Origin of the sequence: Celeribacter baekdonensis, from assembly GCF_900102315.1 — a bacterium.
Classification (GTDB): Bacteria; Pseudomonadota; Alphaproteobacteria; order Rhodobacterales; family Rhodobacteraceae; genus Celeribacter; species Celeribacter baekdonensis.
The window spans coordinates 44,691-61,753 of the sequence record NZ_FNBL01000017.1; the positions used below are offsets into that span (position 1 = coordinate 44,691).

Annotated in this window: 20 protein-coding genes; 12 read left to right on the forward strand and 8 right to left on the reverse strand. The window is 60.6% G+C overall.

From position 1 onward, the window contains the following. Nucleotides 1-59: 59 nt before the first annotated feature. The 5 genes from BLT54_RS19550 to BLT54_RS19570 all read right to left on the reverse strand — a co-directional run bounded on the left by BLT54_RS19550 (nucleotide 60) and on the right by BLT54_RS19570 (nucleotide 5,950). Nucleotides 60-1,532: an ATP-binding protein gene (locus BLT54_RS19550; RefSeq protein ID WP_083351912.1), complete on the reverse strand. Its 1,473-nt coding sequence runs from the start codon at nucleotides 1,530-1,532 to the stop codon at nucleotides 60-62. Between the two features lie 142 nt (nucleotides 1,533-1,674). Beyond that, nucleotides 1,675-2,559, reverse strand: a complete 885-nt coding sequence (locus tag BLT54_RS19555) for a hypothetical protein (protein WP_064223261.1) — start codon at nucleotides 2,557-2,559, stop codon at nucleotides 1,675-1,677. Further along, nucleotides 2,556-5,279, reverse strand: a complete 2,724-nt coding sequence (locus BLT54_RS19560; RefSeq protein WP_074647014.1) for a class I SAM-dependent DNA methyltransferase — start codon at nucleotides 5,277-5,279, stop codon at nucleotides 2,556-2,558. The genes BLT54_RS19555 and BLT54_RS19560 overlap by 4 nt, the downstream gene beginning before the upstream one ends. Continuing rightward, entirely contained in the window at nucleotides 5,276-5,698 is a 423-nt protein-coding gene (locus tag BLT54_RS19565) for a type II toxin-antitoxin system VapC family toxin (protein WP_074647016.1), read from the reverse strand. Before BLT54_RS19565 ends, BLT54_RS19560 begins: the two co-directional genes overlap by 4 nt. Nucleotides 5,699-5,701: 3 nt before the next feature. Next, nucleotides 5,702-5,950 carry a FitA-like ribbon-helix-helix domain-containing protein gene (locus BLT54_RS19570; protein WP_064223258.1) on the reverse strand — a complete coding sequence of 83 codons (249 nt, stop codon included), beginning with the start codon at nucleotides 5,948-5,950 and terminating at the stop codon, nucleotides 5,702-5,704. A 202-nt stretch (nucleotides 5,951-6,152) separates the two neighbouring features. Between BLT54_RS19570 and BLT54_RS22930 the strand changes: the two genes are divergently transcribed. Next, nucleotides 6,153-6,908 carry a hypothetical protein gene (locus BLT54_RS22930; RefSeq protein ID WP_229678647.1) on the forward strand — a complete coding sequence of 252 codons (756 nt, stop codon included), beginning with the start codon at nucleotides 6,153-6,155 and terminating at the stop codon, nucleotides 6,906-6,908. A gap of 102 nt (nucleotides 6,909-7,010) precedes the next feature. On the opposite strand, the gene BLT54_RS19580 is transcribed toward BLT54_RS22930, so the two are convergent. The 3 genes from BLT54_RS19580 to BLT54_RS19590 form a co-directional block, all read right to left on the reverse strand. Continuing rightward, nucleotides 7,011-7,235, reverse strand: coding sequence for a hypothetical protein (locus BLT54_RS19580; protein WP_074647017.1), 225 nt, complete (start codon nucleotides 7,233-7,235; stop codon nucleotides 7,011-7,013). A 166-nt stretch (nucleotides 7,236-7,401) separates the two neighbouring features. Further along, entirely contained in the window at nucleotides 7,402-7,659 is a 258-nt protein-coding gene (locus BLT54_RS19585) for a helix-turn-helix domain-containing protein (RefSeq protein ID WP_074647018.1), read from the reverse strand. A 124-nt stretch (nucleotides 7,660-7,783) separates the two neighbouring features. Beyond that, nucleotides 7,784-8,035 (reverse strand): hypothetical protein, encoded by a 252-nt coding sequence (locus tag BLT54_RS19590; RefSeq protein WP_009808055.1) that lies wholly within the window; start codon nucleotides 8,033-8,035, stop codon nucleotides 7,784-7,786. Between the two features lie 210 nt (nucleotides 8,036-8,245). Between BLT54_RS19590 and BLT54_RS19595 the strand changes: the two genes are divergently transcribed. From BLT54_RS19595 to BLT54_RS19640, 11 genes are read left to right on the forward strand one after another with little or no spacing between them, the layout of a single operon-like run. After that, nucleotides 8,246-8,614: a hypothetical protein gene (locus BLT54_RS19595; protein WP_009808056.1), complete on the forward strand. Its 369-nt coding sequence runs from the start codon at nucleotides 8,246-8,248 to the stop codon at nucleotides 8,612-8,614. Between the two features lie 43 nt (nucleotides 8,615-8,657). Next, a complete protein-coding gene (locus BLT54_RS19600) occupies nucleotides 8,658-9,272 on the forward strand; it encodes a lytic transglycosylase domain-containing protein (RefSeq protein WP_074647020.1) in 615 nt (204 codons plus the stop codon). Continuing rightward, complete coding sequence (locus BLT54_RS19605; RefSeq protein WP_008282963.1) at nucleotides 9,269-9,562, forward strand: TrbC/VirB2 family protein; 294 nt, start codon at nucleotides 9,269-9,271, stop codon at nucleotides 9,560-9,562. Before BLT54_RS19600 ends, BLT54_RS19605 begins: the two co-directional genes overlap by 4 nt. Next, nucleotides 9,555-9,833 (forward strand): VirB3 family type IV secretion system protein, encoded by a 279-nt coding sequence (locus tag BLT54_RS19610; RefSeq protein ID WP_074647022.1) that lies wholly within the window; start codon nucleotides 9,555-9,557, stop codon nucleotides 9,831-9,833. The genes BLT54_RS19605 and BLT54_RS19610 overlap by 8 nt, the downstream gene beginning before the upstream one ends. Further along, nucleotides 9,823-12,198 carry a VirB4 family type IV secretion/conjugal transfer ATPase gene (locus tag BLT54_RS19615; protein ID WP_074647024.1) on the forward strand — a complete coding sequence of 792 codons (2,376 nt, stop codon included), beginning with the start codon at nucleotides 9,823-9,825 and terminating at the stop codon, nucleotides 12,196-12,198. Before BLT54_RS19610 ends, BLT54_RS19615 begins: the two co-directional genes overlap by 11 nt. Continuing rightward, the gene (locus BLT54_RS22675; protein ID WP_176832927.1) at nucleotides 12,195-12,362 is read left to right on the forward strand and encodes a hypothetical protein; all 168 of its coding nucleotides are present in this window, start codon (nucleotides 12,195-12,197) and stop codon (nucleotides 12,360-12,362) included. Before BLT54_RS19615 ends, BLT54_RS22675 begins: the two co-directional genes overlap by 4 nt. 55 nt (nucleotides 12,363-12,417) lie before the next feature. Further along, nucleotides 12,418-13,506 carry a lytic transglycosylase domain-containing protein gene (locus tag BLT54_RS19620; protein WP_074647088.1) on the forward strand — a complete coding sequence of 363 codons (1,089 nt, stop codon included), beginning with the start codon at nucleotides 12,418-12,420 and terminating at the stop codon, nucleotides 13,504-13,506. Continuing rightward, the gene (locus tag BLT54_RS19625; RefSeq protein ID WP_074647026.1) at nucleotides 13,506-14,315 is read left to right on the forward strand and encodes a type IV secretion system protein; all 810 of its coding nucleotides are present in this window, start codon (nucleotides 13,506-13,508) and stop codon (nucleotides 14,313-14,315) included. The genes BLT54_RS19620 and BLT54_RS19625 overlap by 1 nt, the downstream gene beginning before the upstream one ends. 16 nt (nucleotides 14,316-14,331) lie before the next feature. Further along, the gene (locus BLT54_RS19630; protein WP_074647028.1) at nucleotides 14,332-14,985 is read left to right on the forward strand and encodes a VirB8 family type IV secretion system protein; all 654 of its coding nucleotides are present in this window, start codon (nucleotides 14,332-14,334) and stop codon (nucleotides 14,983-14,985) included. 2 nt (nucleotides 14,986-14,987) lie between these two features. Continuing rightward, the gene (locus BLT54_RS19635) at nucleotides 14,988-15,683 is read left to right on the forward strand and encodes a TrbG/VirB9 family P-type conjugative transfer protein (RefSeq protein WP_074647030.1); all 696 of its coding nucleotides are present in this window, start codon (nucleotides 14,988-14,990) and stop codon (nucleotides 15,681-15,683) included. Further along, complete coding sequence (locus BLT54_RS19640) at nucleotides 15,680-17,059, forward strand: TraB/TrbI/VirB10 family type IV secretion system protein (RefSeq protein WP_074647032.1); 1,380 nt, start codon at nucleotides 15,680-15,682, stop codon at nucleotides 17,057-17,059. Before BLT54_RS19635 ends, BLT54_RS19640 begins: the two co-directional genes overlap by 4 nt. Nucleotides 17,060-17,063 lie beyond the last annotated feature (4 nt).

The following is a 17,063-nucleotide window of genomic DNA, read 5'->3' on the forward strand; positions in this document are numbered from 1 at the left end:
CAATTTACGCCCTCTAGCCCACATACGCACAATCAAAACCCGATCAAATGTTATCCCTGTCACGCCCATGAGGGGACATAGCCAGCACGAGGGCGTTCAGCATCCGCAGGACGGATCAGACCAGCATCCAGCGTTGCGCGAATAACCCGCGACGCCTGCGCAGCGTTCTGGTCGTCGATGCCGAGCCGCTCCCGAAGTGTCGCGTTCGTCATCTTCTGACCGCCTACGTATTTGAGCGCGGCATGTTGGTAACACGCTCGCACGGCTTCTTCCGGTGTCATGTCCGCAAAGCGGCGTGGTGCAAACAGAACCACGCGCACGGCGTCTCCCTCCATGCGGAAATCCGGTGGGGGCAACTGGTGTAGCTCAACCGCCGAGATCACCTTGTCGATGCCGGTGCCTTGTTCTTCGCAAAGTTTCATGCGCCGCATCAAGGAAGCAAGAGCTTCATTTCGGGAACGCGGGGGCGAGTCCAAAAACCGGTCGGGGCTAACCAAGGGGGCGCCCGGGTTCGTGATCTCCATGCGATCGCTGAATAACTCGATGAGTGGACCGGCACCGGTGATCGTCATGTCCTGGTGGATCAATGCGTTGGCGATCAATTCGCGGATCGCTATCGACGGGTAGAGCGGACGCTCCTCGCGGAATGCTTTACCAATCAATTCGTTGCGGGGCAGAAGGCCGTCGATGTAATCCACCAGCCCCTGAAATCCCGCTGCATAGCCGCGCTGGCCGTCCTGGCGGTGGCTCACGTCATCTGCACGTCCGGTGCCAGCATAGGCCACGAAACGAACCCCTTTGCGCTCTACAGAGGGGCCGAAATCGGAAAGTTTCTTGGCATACAGGATTGCGCCCAGATTGGTAATGTTCCAGCGGTCGCTTACATCTTTCTGGATCAGACGATCTGCCAATAGCTTGTCGAAGATCCCCTGCCTGTTATCCGGCAAGGGCTGGCCCGTAAGATCGAAGTAGTTGGCGTAATTCAGCCGCGCAAGAACGTCGTCGCCGGACAGGAACTGCGCCGCGACGCCTGTCTCCCAAGCGTAGGGCTGCAACTTGCTCCAGAGGGCACGCAGGCGTTCCGGATGGTCGGACAGGCGCGGCGTGGCACTGCCGATGCGCAAATAGGCGGTCCGGTCAAACTCTACCGGAGCGGTTGCGGCGGCGGGGATAGTCAGCAGGATCAGGCGCTGCCCGTCATGATCGACCTCTTCGAACCGGAACTCGATGCCCGGCTGGAGGTGGTTGGCCACCCACAGTTCGAGCGGCTGCCCCTTCTCCTTTTTCACGGTCGGCTCGAAACTCGTGCCGACAACCGCATGATCGCCGTCTCGCACCCCCCAGACCACATAGGCATAGTGCTGATCGGCCAGCCGTGCAGCATTGGACAAGGCAGAGATCAGCTTGCCGATCAACGGCCCGTCGGCATTGTTTTCCTTGAACTCGATCCATGTGGTTTCCGCTGGTTTGGCACGCAGATCGTCCACCAACCTGCGGGTGCGTTCCGCGCTCATGACAGGGTCAAGGGTCATAGTGTGTCCACTTTCTGACCCACCACGCCTGGGTAGCGTTTGTCGTAGGGGCATTCCTGTATTGCTCGCCGGCCCAGGTCGTTCGGCTTGGCCGGGCTACCGTTGGTGGCATAAATAATCGAAATGGAGGGAAAACCTTTGATCATTGACCTCTCACCCGCTTATCAAAACGTCTTAAAAATATGCGGGCTGTGATCAGGATTATTTGAAACCGAAAAGCACAATCTTCTTCATCTGACAGGCCCGGATGGCTGCCGTGCGGATGCAATCTTGCCCACAACCCCAATACGTACGCAGGTTTGCCTCTGTCGTTCTCCCACTCATTGTATTCGTGAAGTAGGAACGGTCCCGATTTTGTATCTGCAAGATATTGCCTCTTTGCGTCATCGCTAACCTTAGGATCACATCCAAAATACTCCGCAATTTTGTCCAGCAGTTCCTGATAGAAATCTCTGATCATCGCGTTGGCGGAAGACCAGTTCCCTTGCGAAAAGTTCTGAATCGCTTGATCCAAATGCCCCTTGGCGGCGCCCAACCCGTGCCGACCAAGTAAGGCCTCAATTTCGCTGGTCGCCTCTCGAAAATCTGTCTCAGGTACATCCTCAGGCAGCATCCGCCTGAGAACAGTCTGTGTAATGACCCTTGGAGCGTCATCGAAAATGGAAGATCTGCCCATTGGGTCTGGAACCTCCTCTTCCACAAGTGTGAAGCCATCCATTTTCAGACCAGCAAGAAGACGCAACCAGACATCTGGCTTGTTGCGCTTGCTTTGCTCGGATGCCGTAATTGCATGCTCAATCATGGCTCTGCTTAGGTCACAGTTTCCGTTGACCGTCGGAACAGAACGTCCCCCCATACTGCTTCTTGCGAACCGAACCATTTCAATGGCCTTCGATGCTACCGATCCAGAACCACAGAATTCGTCAACACCCCACCCTAGGGTGAGAGACGAGAAAGCGGTTTGTGTCGACATTTCAGCAATCATCTCGCCCGCTGCCATCAACGTCATGCTGTTAAAGTCGCTCATGCGCTCACCTTCGTCGTCATCTTCGTGTACATCTCGAACAGTTTTTCCAGCCGTTCGGTGTCGTTGCGGAAACGGCGGCCGATGTAGATGCGTTCCAGCACCTCGTCGTTGTGGTCATGCGCTGCGCGGAGGTTGGCGGGCATTTTTTCGGGGTCGTAGAGGTCGGCGATGGTGGCGGGGAAATGCGCCTCGCGGGCCAGAAGGATACCTTCGGCCGCCGCTGTCAGGTCGGCGCGGTTCTTTTCGGTCAGTTTCGGGACGGGGAAGGTGTTCCAGCCCATGGTGTTAGAGTAGCGATATCGAGTTTCCAGCTTCCCGCAAACCGTGGCGATCCAGACCAGATGCAGGCGCGAGGCGATCAGCGCCATGTTCCAGAGCGGGGCATCGTATAATGCGAGAGCGAGATTGGATACGCGAACGTCACTGGGCATCAAGCCACACGGCAGGTATTCTCGACGTTCAGAGGATACGCTTGGAACGACGATGGAATTTACTTCTCCAATGATTGTTCGCTCGAACTTGTACGGCGTCAGCAAGCCCGCTTTGCCGCGCTCGCTCCCACCCTGTCGGTAGATTCGAATGCGCTCCAAACGTTCCGCAATCGGAGGTATTGAGAATGCAAGTTCTGCTTGGTGATCTTCAATCCAAAGACAATATCTTTGTTGCCCATTGATGAACTCGCTCGATCCTACAATTGGCTTCACGAGAGGAGATGCCTGAGGGAAACCTTCCAAGAGATCGTTCGCTTCGTCAGGCGACAGTAACAGGTTGCCCTGATCCCGCGGTATGTTGCCGCCGAACATTGTCGCTATCTCTGCAATTGGTTCAGAGGCACGTTCAACAATAATATTGGCCCCTTCGGTGAGGTATGCATTTATGGCTTCGACTGACTTCATGAAGTCAGCTCCATAAATAGCTTTGGACCGTTCACCAACAGCGGCGATCCCAACGATCACACAGGTGACCTGAGCATTCTTGCTCGCATTATTGCCCCAAAGAAAGTTCTGATGTCCGAAAAATATTTCTTGTCCGTTCTGAAAAATTCGGGGCCAGATCAACGGAACTTGGACACCTTGGCAAATCGAGTTTGTAGAAACAAACGCGAAACAGCCGCCATACTTGATGAAGTCCGATGCCTTCCAGAACCAACCCGCGATGTAGTCAATTGCACGTACTTTTTTGTTTCCTGGTAGCAGCGCGTTCAGATCGTCCTTTTGCTCCTTGGTCTGATATTTGTCGCCGACATAAGGCGGGTTTCCGCAAACATACGTCTCGCCTCCTTCATTCGCGAAATCGATCTGCGCCTGATCCAGCGGCGACATGAACAAGTCATCCGCTTGAAACTTCACCCCCGTCCCCGTGGGCGGGCAGACCGACAGCCAGTCCAGCCGCAGGGCGTTGCCACAGGTGATCCAGTTCTGCGCGTCTAGCGGCAGGAACTCGGCCAACGCCTCTTTCTGGCCGCGATAGGTCACGTCGCATTGATATTCCGCGATGATCAGCGCCAGCCGCGCGATCTCGGCCGAGAAGTCGCGTAGTTCGATCCCGCGATAGTTGGTCAGGGGAATGTCGGTGCGGCGCAGCGGCTCGCCCCGGCGCTTGTTGATCTCATACTCGATCGCGCGCATTTCCTTGTAGGCGATCACAAGGAAGTTGCCCGACCCGCAGGCGGGGTCGAACACGCGGATCTTGGCCATGCGGGCGCGCAGATTGGCCAGCTTGCGGGCGTTGTCGCCCGCCGCCTCCAGTTCTGCCCGCAGATCATCTAGGAAGAGCGGGTTCAGCACCTTCAGAATGTTCGGCACGGACGTGTAGTGCATGCCGAGGACCGAGCGTTCCACCTCATCCGCGACGGCCTGGATCATCGAGCCGAAAATATCGGGGTTGATCTGTGTCCAGTCGAGGCTGCCGATATGGGACAGGTAGCGCTGCGCGATCTTGGAAAAGCGCGGCACATCGGTGCTGCCCGAGAAGAGGCCACCGTTCACATAGGGAAAGGTGTCGGCCCAGCGGGGCAGCTTGGCCTCGGCCCGTTTGGGGATGGCGGTGTTCATCGCACGGAAGATCTCGCCGATGACTTCGTGCGTGTTCGACCCGTCGCGGTTCGCCATCTGGTCGATGGTGGCGGTGAACAGGTTGTCGCTGACGAAGATGTCGGTGTCTTCGGCGAAGAAGCAGAAGATCAGCCGCGCCATGAAATGGTTCATGTCGTGGCGTTTTTCGGCGCTGCCCCAGTCGGGGTTGTCCTTGATCAGCTCGACATAGAGCCGGTTGAGGCGGCTGGTGGCGCGGATGTCAAACGCACTTTCGCGGATCTGCTTGACGGTAGAGATGCCGGCGAGCGGCAGGAAGAAGCCGAAGTGATCGGGGAAATCGGTGTAGCGGCAGGCGATGGTCTCGCCGGTGGTGATGTCCTCGGCCTCGAGGTCGATGCCGTCAGTGGCGAGGATGAACTTCGCCTTGGCGCGGGAGGTGGCAGGGCTTTCGCGCAGGGCGGCGAGGGTTGCCGCGATTTCGCCCGGGACGCAGGTCGCAAGGTGGATGTTGTTGGTCTGCAGGACGCCGCCGATGTCGGACTTGTTCGATGCGCCGGTGCGCAGGCGCTTGATTGTCGTCTCCTTGTTTCCGAAGGCCATGAGGAAGGCATAGGGGAACTCTGCCGCATCAAAGGGCTGCTCGGCGAGTTCGGAAACGGCTTGTTCAATCTCAACGGCGTTCATGCGGTAGTCCAGGGGTTGATCAGGTCGATCTCGCAACCCTCGAAGTCAGGCGTGTTGCGCGTGGCGACGGAGGCACCACGGGTGTGGGCAATTGAGGCAATCTGGCAATCGGCCTGGGTGATCGGTCGCCCGGCGGACCGTCGTGCGGCGGAGATGGCGGCATAGGACTGCGCGGCGGCGCTGTCGAAAGGCAGAATGCGCCCCGCAAGGTCCTCACGCAGGATGCTGTCCACTGCATCAACCAGCGCGGCGCGCCGCTTGCCGTTCCCCATGATCGCGAGGCCGTAGCGCAGTTCCGCTTCCGATATCGAGGTCAGGTAGACGTTGAGCCCGTCCTGCGCCGACAGCCATTGCTCGACCCTCGGCTCGGGAGCCGGGCGCAACAGCTCAGAGAGGACATTCGTGTCGAGGATGATCATGCGTCAGGCCTGGTCGAACGCGGGCGGTTCACGCATGGCTTCACGCTGCGGAAGGTCGAGATCAACGCCACCCAGAGGCGCGACCCGCTCGCGGATGGCCGCGGCAAGATCGTGGGATGGCTTCGCTTCGCCGACAACATGGCGCAAGATCTCGCGCGCCTCCTCTTCCATCGAACGGCCGTGCTCAGCCGCACGGATGCGAAGGCGGCGCTTCACGTCATCGTCAAGGTTCCGGATGGTAATGCTTGCCATGATCTCCTCCTGATAGGAGTGTAATCATCGCAATCAATGCGATCAAGGCTAATCGCTGGAACGCATGGTTTCCTCAGGGTGGGCAAGCCGACGCTGTCAGCTCGCGATCTTGCTGATCACCGCAACTGTTATACGCATCATCAATGTTGCAATAGTATATTTTCGTATGTATGCTGGGTGAAGATTGTCAAGGGTCCTTGCCATGCGTTTCGAATTCAAAAACCTCGCTCTGGCGGCCTTTTTAGCTCTCGCCTTGTCCGGCCCAACAGTTCCCACGCAAGCCCGCGCCCAAACCTATCCGATCGACTGCGCCATCTTGCTGTGTTTGTCCGGTGGCTGGCCGGCTTCTGTGCCATGCGCACGCGCGCGGGCCGAGTTCATCCGGCGCATCACACCTTGGCCGGTGGAGCCGCCGCTTCAGATTTGGCGCTGCCCCATGGGTGCGTCTTACGATGGTCCTGCCAGGTCGCGCCCCACGGACCGGATCTTCGATGCCCTATATGGTGGTTCAGGAACCCCACCAAACTCTTCAACCCCGCTTTTTGATCAGGCAGCCGAGGCAGGCGGAATGCTCGGGCTGAAAGGCTCCAACGCGGCTTGGGACAACCTCGTAAGGGCTGATTACGCCCTCCAGCTCGTAGAAGACCGCGCCGACATCGATATCAGCGGGCCGGAATTCAATTTCGTGCGCTCTATTCGCGTCTTTGACGTTCGTTATGCTCGCCAGCACGAATCCGGGCGAGATGGCGACTGCAACCGCAGTGCCGTCGTTGTCCTCGGCACCTACGGGATCCAGGGCGATTTTTCCTGGAGGGCGTCGTCACCCGCAGCGCTGCCTGCTGCGCATGCCGGTCTCGAGCGATGGGGCGAGCACTGTCCGAGCATTTATCACAGATCCGTCTTCGCGGAGTGGCGTGACTATAGCGGGAATTACGGCTTCGAGCAGGTCAATTACTGACTGTTGAGGCGCCGCGACGTCGCACAGAGCCTTGTAAAGATTAAACCTGTAACGCAGGCACAAGCACACAATCGACGGCCATAAAGGCCATAGTCTTCCATGTCAGTCGTCGCGACAGGGCAGCTGCGTGAGAGACGCGAAGTCGATTTCAGCTTTATCGGCATCGCTAAGATCCGGGTAAATCCTTGAGACGCGCTGTGGGCCATGCATGTCCCACCGGATTGCCAGAGCACCTGTGTTCCAGCGATATACCCAGCCGACAATGGTTTTTTCATCGGCTGCGATCAAATTGGCGATCGCGACGCCTTCGACCTCATTTTCGTTCACTGTTTACTGACTTCCTGCAAATTGGCGTTGCGGATAGCAGCTCAGATCCAAAGCGTTTGCTGCAACCATATGCCGGGCCTCGTTAAAATCGGTCACTGTTCGTCCTCGCGGTAACGAATTCACAACGGGAGAAGTCAGCTCCCGTGCTCTCGATTGATGAAATTGCTTAAATCCTGTGGTCGGGCTCCGTGGCGGCTTCGACGATCGCCAAAACCTCGAAGGGGTCAAAGCCGATGGCGCGCGCCAGAACGACCAGTTCGACGACGTCGATCCGGCGTTCACCGCTTTCGAGGCGTGCCACGAGAGATTGATGGCACTTGAGCCTGTCCGCCAAGTCGTCCTGGCCCAAGCCTGCGCTTTTACGCGCGTCGACCAACGCCTGGCAAAGTGCCACCTGTCCCGTGCTTCTGATTGTCTTTGCCACGCGTCACATACCTTTTGTGACGTCGCTAGCGGATGAAATCTGTTATCTAAAAAGTAGATATATGAGGGTGTTATCGGCGTCTGGTTTCCATGGGCTGCAAGTCTGATGCTCCCGAGGTTGCCCATCAATCCCCTACCGATTGTAGAAATCGGCCATATTCCTCGCTGACTTCGCGCGCTTCCTCGAAAGCGCGGGCGCGTTCGCTGTCGAGGCAACGGAAGTAGCTCTGGATATCCTGGATGTAGTCTTCGAAATCGCCACGGATGATATCCGCATAGTCCCGCGCGGCCTGCGAATCGCTTGGCAGGAAAGGGCGGGATGGCGCAAAGCAGGATTCCGCCAAAACCGGTCCGGGAACGCAGATCAGAAGGGCCATAGCTTGCAATGGGAGCAGGCATGTCAACCTTGGGTTTCTCAAACCTGTTATCTCCTTGATCGCAGACACTGGCCGTGACTAGTGTTTGCGTGACCAAACTACAGCTAAAGCACGATATTACATCTTGCGGTTGATAATATACTATCGTAACTCTGGGCTTCAAGTAGGAATGCCTGGGGTCGCGCCATTGGAGAAAGCGTGAGCCGGGCCATGAACTGGGACATCGAAGCACCAAATGTGGTTACGGAAGCCAGGTTCCGCGAACTCGTGGAAAGCGGCTATAGCGCAGAAATCCTGTGCCAGGAGTCGGCACACAAGAAAGGCCCCAGCTATTACGGGGTCTGGATCATGCGTGTGGTCACCAACGAAGGCGTGGAAAAGCTCCTCGTCACCGCCCGCACTCGGACGACCTACAACGATATCAAGATCCGCGAGTTCAAGACGATCTCCGGCGTGGTGTCATTCTTCATTGGCCTTGGCTTTGCGCATGTCGATCTGCCGCTTGAGGCGGGCACAAGCCGTACGCACAAACTTGCGCCGTCAGAAAAAGCCCCATCAGACAAGGGCGCTGACACCTAGCCTTGTCTGTCTCTGGCTGGTCGCCGCGCCAGCCTCAGCGCAAATGGTCCTGGTCATGGAGAGCGACGGCTCTCTGACCCCATCCCGGTCTCAGAGCGGTTTTGCCCGGAACTACAATGACGGCATTGGTCAGGGTTCGGCCTACGATGGGATCGCTATCTTCGGCGAGTTAGAGGCCGAGCAAGAGGGCGTCCAAGTCGCGGCCCTTGCCCGCCCGACTCCCCTGCCCCACGCAGATGTCCTCTCCGGGATTCAGACCACGGCTTTGCGCTATGCCGGCCATCCCGGCCTGCGTCGCGCGGGGCTTTCCGTGACGGATTGGCTGGCTCTCTATCGGGCCAATATCGAGGTTGAGAGCGCCTACCGGCAGGATGCGATTTCAAGTGCAGGTGCCATCGGCCTCGGTCAATTGATGCCCGCAACAGCGCGCGACCTCGGCGTTGACCCGCGTGACCCCCAACAGAACCTCGACGGCTCTGCCCGCTACCTCGCGATGATGCTGGAGACGTTCGGCGATCCGCATCTGGCGCTGGCGGCCTACAACGCTGGTCCCGACGCCGTGCGCCAACACGGTGGCATTCCCCCTTACCGAGAAACCCAGAACCACGTGGCCCGCGTCATGGCTGTCGTGGCCCGATTGGAAGGATCAAATTCATGAAACAGATTTCAAACCTCTTTGTCGCCTCGCTGGCGCTATTCCTGTTCATTGCCGAGCCCGCCCTTGCACAGAGCATCGATCTCTCCCCGATCCAGAGCTTGTTGCAGGGCATTGTCGATGCGCTGACTGGCCCACTTGGCGTTGTCATCGCGACGCTTGCCGTTCTCGGGGTCTTTCTCAGCTGGTTCTTCAACATCATCGATCTGCGCCAGGCGCTTTGGGTCCTCGTGGGCATCGCCGGTGTTGCGGCCGCCCCCACCATCGTTGCCGCGGTCTTTGCCGGTGGCTGAACGCTCGCCTCTCTTTCTCGGGCTCGTGCGCCCGCCGAAGCTTTTGGGCCTGCCCATCATGTACGCGATGGTCTGGCTCTTCGGATCGGTGCTCTTGTTCGTCTGGGTCCAGCACATCGCGGTGCTGGGTGTCGCGGCCCTGCTCTACCCGTTGCTTTGGAAGGCCGCAGATTGGGACCCGCGTTTCATCGACGTGATGGTGACGGCGCTGCAGGAGACACCGCCCACGCGCAACAGGTCCATTCATGGCGGGGACAGCTATGCCCCGTGATGACGCCCGTGATGCTGCGCTCGATGCCCGCACAATGACGCCAGACTGGTATGCGCGCGAGACCCGCCTCGCGCATATGCTGCCCTATGTGAGCCTCGTTGACGACCAGACCGTGCGGACTCGGGTGAACGAACTCTTCCGCTGCATCCGGCTCGAGGGGATCAACAGCTACACGACGGACGATGCCTATCTCGACAAACTGACGGCACTTTTTGCCCGCATCGTCGCGCAGCTCGGGCCGGAATTCAGCTATTACGTCCACAAGGTCTCCAAGGCCATCAAACCTGATCTCGACCCGATCCGTGAGGACAGCTTCGCTGGCGAGGTTGACCGGCGCTGGCGCGCGAAACTCGAGACCAGCGGGCTCCGCGACAAAACACTGACGCTCACCGTCATTCACCGCCCGCCGCACAAAAGCCTCCTGCCGTTCCTCAGCCGCAGCGCACCGGACCGCCTGAGAGAGGAGACCCGCAAACGCCAGCAGCGCCTCAGCGAGGCCGTGAACGTCTTCCTCTCGGGGCTGACCGAGCTCAAGCCGCGCCTGCTGTCAGCCGGATCGGGAGAGTTGGTGGGATTTTTGGGCGCGCTCAACACGGGCACCGAGCTGCCGCTCTACCCGGCCAACACCTACGGCTTTCTGTCCTTCAACGTCGCCAATACCCGCGTGACGTTTCACGGCGATCATTTCGAGCTTTCCGAAGGCGTCGTGGGGCATCGCTACGGCAAGAGTTTCACCATCGGGGAATACTCGGAAGGCACCTCCTGCACCATGTTCGACATGCTGAACCTGCCGGTCGACATGATCGTGACGCACTCCTTCACGCCGATCAATTCGAACCTCATGGCGGGCCGCATCAAGCGGCAAAAGCGCCAGATGCAGGCCAGCCAGGACGCAGCCCTCTCGCTCCTGGAAGCCCTCGACATCGCCGCCGATGATCTCGAGGCCAAGCGCCAAAGCTTCGGCGAGCATCACATGGTCGTGACGCTCTTTTGCGACACGCTCGAAGAGCTGCAAACCCTCAGCGCGGAGATCGTGAACGCCGCCGCGACCGAGGGCGTGAAGATGATCGGCGAGCGGGTCGCGGCCAAGGCGCATTACCTCAGCCAGCACCCCGGCAACCAGCCCAAGCGCGTCCGCGCCAGCGCCGTCACCAATCGCAACTTCGCGGATTTCGCGGCGTTTCATCGGACCCAGCTGGGCAAACCCGCTGAGAAAACCCCTTGGGGCCGGGTCATCACCTATCTGCCCACGCCGGAGCAAAGCGCCTACCGGTTTTCCTATCACGAACAAGGCTCGCCCGACAAAGAACCGACAAGCGGCCATAGCCTGATCATGGGGCGGCCCGGGTCAGGTAAGTCTGTGCTTTCGGCGTTTCTCATGACGCAAGCCCGTCGCGCGGGCGCCCGGATCTTCGTTTTCGACTACCGCCTCGGGATGGAGATGGCGGTCCGCGCGAATGGCGGGCGCTACGCCTCCCTGAACGCCGGTCAGCCCACGGGCCTCAACCCGCTCTGGACCGAGACCGATGCGCGCGGCACCGCCTGGCTCTCGGACTGGCTTGCCACGCTTCTTTACCGCGCTGACAAGCCGCTGACCCCGGCGCAGACCAACCGCATCCAGGAAGTCGTGCGCCAGAATGCCCAGGCCACCAACCCGGCCCTGCGGAACTGGCGGGATTTCGCGTCGCTTTTTGTGTCCACCGATGATGGCGGCGATCTGCACCAGCGCCTGCTCGAATGGACCGAGGACGGCCGCTATGGCTGGATCTTCGGGCAGAGCCTCGAGGACACCTTCTCGCTCAAGGGCGATGTGGTGGGCTTCGATCTGACCGGCATTCTCGACAGCGAGGCCGACAAGGAACGGATGGCGGTCCTCTCCTATCTCTTCCGCCGGGTCGAGCGCGAAATCGAGGACCGCCGCCCCACCATCATCGTGATCGACGAGGCCTGGAAGGCCCTCGATAACGCGTATTTCGCCGAGCGGCTGTCGAACTGGCTGGTGACAGCGCGCAAACAGAACACGGTCGCGGTGATGATGACGCAATACGCAAGCCAGCTCGAGCGCACCCGGACCGGCAAGACCATCATCGAGGCGGTGCCGACGCAGATCCTGCTCCCCAATATCCGCGCGCAGCCAGCGGACTACGCCATGCTGAACCTCACGGAGAAGGAGCTCGATGTCCTTCTCAACACGGGCAGCAACAGCCGCTTGGCGCTCATCCGTGACGATCAGGGCTCGATCGTCGTCGATGCCGATCTGAGCGCCCTTGGGCCCAATCTCACCATCCTTGGCGGCATGGAAAAGGGCGAGGCGCTCGTCGGCGCCGATTACCGCGACCGCCCGGACTTCTGGAGGCTTTCATGATCCGTATTCTTATCGCTTTGGCTGCGCTCGGCGCTTTGGCCTCCTGCACCCAGTACCGGGAGCCGCAGGCGAACTGCTTCACATTCCTCGCGTCAACGGCACCCGTCGCGCCTGATTGCACCTTCACGCCTCTCGGCACCCCGGAGGGCGGCATTGACGTCTAGCCTGCCTCATATCCTCGCGTTTTGCCTGCTGCCCGGTCTCGCCTTGTCTCAAGGCGTGCCGACCAATGACAGTGGGCTGACCGCGCGTGATATCGTCGAAACAGGCGATCGCGAGGCCGACTTGGCCCTGCAGGCCGATAAGCTCGCCGTACGCGAGCTCATTGCCGAGATCGAACGGGAGCAGCTGGAAACCCTGCAACGCATCCTCGATGCCCAGACCAGCTTCGGCGGTCAGGGCTTGCCAGCTATGGTCTCGGGGCTGGAAAGCGGCAGCGGGGATCCGGCCCGGTCAGTCGAGGCGGTCTATGGCAATGCCGACATCGACCCCAATCCCGGCGGTGCGCAGATGTTCGGGGATGCGTCTGAGAACATCGAGCAGCTCATCATCCGCGTTGCCCAGGAAACCAGCGGCTTTGCGGGTGTTGGCCGCGCAGGACTCTCCCCCGTCCAATGGCGCGCGCTTCTACAGGCCCTCATCTGGCAGGAAAGCCGGTTTACGATTGGGGCACGGTCTCCCGTCGGCGCCTATGGTCTCACCCAGATCATGCCTGGGACGGCCAGCGATCTGGGCATCAACCCGGAATACTATGACAGCCCCTATCTGCAGGTGCATGGCGGCGCGCGCTATCTCGCGACCCAGCTCAGCACATTCGATGGCAACATCATCAACGCCCTCGCGGCCTATAACGCCGGACCCGGCCGGGTTTTCGAGTATGGCGGCGTGCCCCCCTTCCGCGAGACACAGCACTACGTGTCGGTCATCCCTGAACGCTACAATCTCTATCTAAGCCGTATCGGCGGGATCGAAGCGCTTGGCACGATCGACCCTGCTCTGCTGGCCAATGCGAACCTTTCCATTACCGGGCATGGCGCCGCCTTCTATGGCAACAATTCCCCTGCGGCGATCAGGCAGGCCACCCTGCGCATTGCGGATATCGTCGAACGGATTTCCGAAACGGAAGATGTGCAGGAGAGCGTCGCGCTCAACACCTATGCCCGCGCCGAACTGGTGCGCCTCGTCGCGGCCCGCATCCGGCTTAAGGCGGTGCGGACCCGTGTCCTGAGCGCAGAAGAATTGGCGCAGGCCAGCGCGCGCATGGCCGAGGGCGCCTTCATGGACTTCACGATCAGGGAGATAGACTGATGGGACGGATGTTTCTGAGAACGGCTTTGGCCACGACACTTGGGATTGGCCTGCATCTGGGAGCCATCTTCCCTGCCGCGGCGCAGGGCGTGCCCGTCGTCGACACGCAGAACATCGCGCAAAACATCCAGCAGCTCCGGCAGATGATCGAGGATGAGATCCTGCAGAACGAGCAGCTGACGCAGCTCCGCGAACAGCTTGCCACACTCACGGACCAACTCGCGGAGCTGCAAAGAACCTACGAGGCCCTCACCCGCCTCGCCGAGCTTCCCGAAATCATCCGCACGGAAATGGAAGACGAGTTGAACGGCCTGCTCGACCAAGAGTTCGGGGACATCCTCGCCACGATTGAGGCGATCAAGACTGGGGATTTCTCGGGCCTCTCGGGCTCCGGCGCAGGCGAAATCGAAACCCAGATGGACCGGGTGCTGGCCGATCTCGGCTTCGATGAAGACACGCTCTCGGAAATGGCCACGAGCGGCAATCCCGGGGCCAACCGCGTGGCGACGCAGGCCACCACCGGTGCCCTTGTCTCGGCGGCGGCCCAGAACAGCTATGAGGATGCCGGCCAATCGCTCGAGCGGGTCGACCGCCTTGTCGGACTCATCGACGACATGGACGAACTAAAGGAAAGCATCGATCTCAACACGCGCGTGACCGCGGAGCTCGCCATTGCGCTGGTCGCCATGTGGCAACTCGAAGCGGTGCAAACCGTGGGCGATGGCACAGGCGGCGTGATCGATGCCGCCACCATCGCCGAGGAGCAGCGGTTTATGGACTTCACGCTGCCCGAGTTGCGGGCAGACTGATCAAGGGTTGTGACAGGTGGCGAGTGAACAGGAAATCATCGAGGAAGAGCTGGTCTACGGTGCCCTGCGCCGCGAACGGCTCTGGCAACGCCTTGGCCTGATGGGCCTTGTCTTCGGTATCATCGGCTGTCTGAGTGCCGCGGCTGTCTCGATCCTCGATGTCGACCCGCCCCCCGTCGTTGTCCCCTATGATCCCGCCACCGGCTTTGCACTCCCCGAAGCCTCGGTGGGCGCCTCCTCGGTGACCGCCAACCAGGCGATCATCGAGGCGGAGGTCTTCCGCTACGTGACCGATCGGGAGGTCTATAACCAGCTCGACAACGATCTGCGCATCCGCAGCGTCCTGCGCCGCTCGGACGGAGCTGCCGAGAGCGGGCTGCGCCAGATCTGGAACAGCGCCAACGAGAATTACCCGCCGACGGTCTATGGCCCCAATGCTCGGCTCGACGTGGAAATCCTCAGCATCAACCGGATCGGAACTAACCGCGCGACGGTCCGCCTGCGCAAGCGCCTGACGTCCATTAACGGCACCCAGACCGGCCTCTTCACTGCGACGCTTCTCTTCGAGTTCCGCCCGGAGACCCGCCGCTCCATCGATGAGGTCTGGACCAATCCATTCGGCTTCACCGTCCTCGAATATTCCATCCGCTCCGACAGATTGGAGAACTGACGTTGTTGTTTATAAGATCGCTTATTTTTGTCATTGCCCTGTTGCCCGGCCTCGCCTCTGCCGAAGCCATCCCGCGTGGCGGTCCCAATGACAGCCGGGTGCGCTTGGCCACCTACCAGGAGGGTCAGGTCTACCGTCTCAGCGTGTCGCTCACCCATGTGACCACCATCGAGTTCGGCGAGGGCGAAAGCATCCGCTCAATCATCGCGGGCGACACCGAGGGCTTCGAGATCGACGGCGTCCCGGGCGGTCAGGCCTTCGCGATCAAGCCTGTGGCGCGCGGGGTGCATACCAATGTAACAGTCTATACGAACCGCCGGAGCTACTACTTCAACGTCCAGGAGGTCCGCAGCCCAACCTTCTACGTGGTGCAGTTCCGCTATCCAGACGACGCTGCGCGCCCGACCCGGGCCATCGCGGCCCAAGCGCCGAACTACAACTACGGTGCCAGCGCGCGGACCGAGTTCACGCCAACCCGCATCTGGGATGACGGGACGTTCACGTATTTCGCGTTTCCAAGAAACGCGCCTGTGCCAGCGATCTTCCGCTACGCGGGCGGCCGCGAGCGCACGGTCAACACGCAAACTCCTGAAGACGGCGTGATCCGCGTCAGCGGCGTGAACCGCCAATGGGTCCTGCGACTTGGCGAAGAGGTGGTCTGCATCGAGGCGATCCCGCCCGCGGAGGCCGCCTCATGAGCGATACCGGGAACACCGAGCTGGAAAGGCGCCTCGCCGCCCTTGAGAAAGGCAGTGCCCGCGCGCCCATAGCGGCGCAGCGCCGGTCGCCCCTTCTCGCGCTGGTTGTGGTCCTCGTCATCGGCGCGGGTGGTGCCCTGCTTTATCTCCTCTCACAGCCCGAAGAAGAGGAAGCCTTGCCGACGGCCACTCCGGACGTCTTCCAAAACGAAGGGGATGGCTTTGGCGCTATCGAGGCCTTGCCTCCGCCCGAGCCCGAGGTTGTGTTCGTCGGACCAGACCCCGTCGAGCCCAACGCGGAGCTTCTGGCGCAGATCACCGCCCTGCAGGCCCAGATCGAGGAGTTGCGCAACGCCCCTGAACCAGTTGTCGAGGAAGACACCGCCGCCGCAGAGGCAATTGACGCGCTGACTGCTCAGATCGCGGCGCTACAAGCCGCCTCGGAAGCAGCACAGCAACGATTTCAGGACGAACTGACGGCGCGGGATCGCAGCCTTGAGCAACTCCGCATGGATCTGGAACTGGCCCAACTCGAGGCCAGCCGACCGCAACCCGCGCCAGTGGGCCCCACGGAAGATGAGCTGCGCGCACGCGAGCAAGAGCGACTGCGCCGCGAGGAAGAAGCCCGGCGCATGGCCGAGCTGGAGCGCCGCGCCGCGGAGGAACGCGCCTTCCAGGAGCGGCGCATCGCCTCTCCCACCATCGCTTTTGGCGGTGCCTCCGGAGCGAATGAAACGGCTCTGACCGAACGCACTTTTGGCGAGGTGACGGATTTCGTGCTGAACGGGGCGCTGCCCTCTACCGTGACGCAGGCCGAGGTGATCGCCAATCCCTCCAACACCGTCATCCAGGGCACCATGATCCAGGCCGTCATGGAAACTGCCCTCGACAGCTCCCTGCCCGGCCAAACCCGTGCCGTGGTTTCCGAGGATGTCTACAGCGTCGATGGCGCGCGCCTCTTGATCCCCCGCGGATCCCGCCTCATCGGGCGCTACCGCGCCGGCGTCGATATCGCGCAGCGCCGCGTCACGATTGCCTGGGACCGGATCATCCTGCCCGCGGGCCAAACCGTCCAGATCAGTTCATTCGGGGGTGATGAACTGGGCCGTTCTGGCGTCACGGGTTTCGTGGACACACGCTTCGCCGAGCGTTTCGGGTCGGCCGCCCTGATCTCGCTGATTTCCGCGGCACCAAGTGCCGCCGCTTCCGAGGTCCAGGATGAGACTGCCGCCGACGTTCTCGAAGACGTTGGCGATGATCTGGCAGATGCCACGGACAGCGTCATTGGCGATTACCTCTCCATCGGCCCCGTCATCTATGTCGACCAAGGCGCACGCGTCACGGTCATGGTCGACCGCGATCTGGAGATATTCTGAGCCC

Excerpts from the sequence above, each read along its gene's own strand:
- BLT54_RS19550 (WP_083351912.1), bottom strand. The coding sequence starts at position 1,532 with ATGACCCTTGACCCTGTCATGAGCGCGGAACGCACCCGCAGGTTGGTG.
- BLT54_RS19555 (WP_064223261.1), bottom strand. The coding sequence starts at position 2,559 with ATGAGCGACTTTAACAGCATGACGTTGATGGCAGCGGGCGAGATGATT.
- BLT54_RS19560 (WP_074647014.1), bottom strand. The coding sequence starts at position 5,279 with ATGAACGCCGTTGAGATTGAACAAGCCGTTTCCGAACTCGCCGAGCAG.
- BLT54_RS19565 (WP_074647016.1), bottom strand. The coding sequence starts at position 5,698 with ATGATCATCCTCGACACGAATGTCCTCTCTGAGCTGTTGCGCCCGGCT.
- BLT54_RS19570 (WP_064223258.1), bottom strand. The coding sequence starts at position 5,950 with ATGGCAAGCATTACCATCCGGAACCTTGACGATGACGTGAAGCGCCGC.
- BLT54_RS22930 (WP_229678647.1), top strand. The coding sequence starts at position 6,153 with ATGCGTTTCGAATTCAAAAACCTCGCTCTGGCGGCCTTTTTAGCTCTC.
- BLT54_RS19590 (WP_009808055.1), bottom strand. The coding sequence starts at position 8,035 with ATGGCCCTTCTGATCTGCGTTCCCGGACCGGTTTTGGCGGAATCCTGC.
- BLT54_RS19595 (WP_009808056.1), top strand. The coding sequence starts at position 8,246 with ATGAACTGGGACATCGAAGCACCAAATGTGGTTACGGAAGCCAGGTTC.
- BLT54_RS19600 (WP_074647020.1), top strand. The coding sequence starts at position 8,658 with ATGGTCCTGGTCATGGAGAGCGACGGCTCTCTGACCCCATCCCGGTCT.
- BLT54_RS19605 (WP_008282963.1), top strand. The coding sequence starts at position 9,269 with ATGAAACAGATTTCAAACCTCTTTGTCGCCTCGCTGGCGCTATTCCTG.
- BLT54_RS19615 (WP_074647024.1), top strand. The coding sequence starts at position 9,823 with ATGCCCCGTGATGACGCCCGTGATGCTGCGCTCGATGCCCGCACAATG.
- BLT54_RS22675 (WP_176832927.1), top strand. The coding sequence starts at position 12,195 with ATGATCCGTATTCTTATCGCTTTGGCTGCGCTCGGCGCTTTGGCCTCC.
- BLT54_RS19625 (WP_074647026.1), top strand. The coding sequence starts at position 13,506 with ATGGGACGGATGTTTCTGAGAACGGCTTTGGCCACGACACTTGGGATT.
- BLT54_RS19640 (WP_074647032.1), top strand. The coding sequence starts at position 15,680 with ATGAGCGATACCGGGAACACCGAGCTGGAAAGGCGCCTCGCCGCCCTT.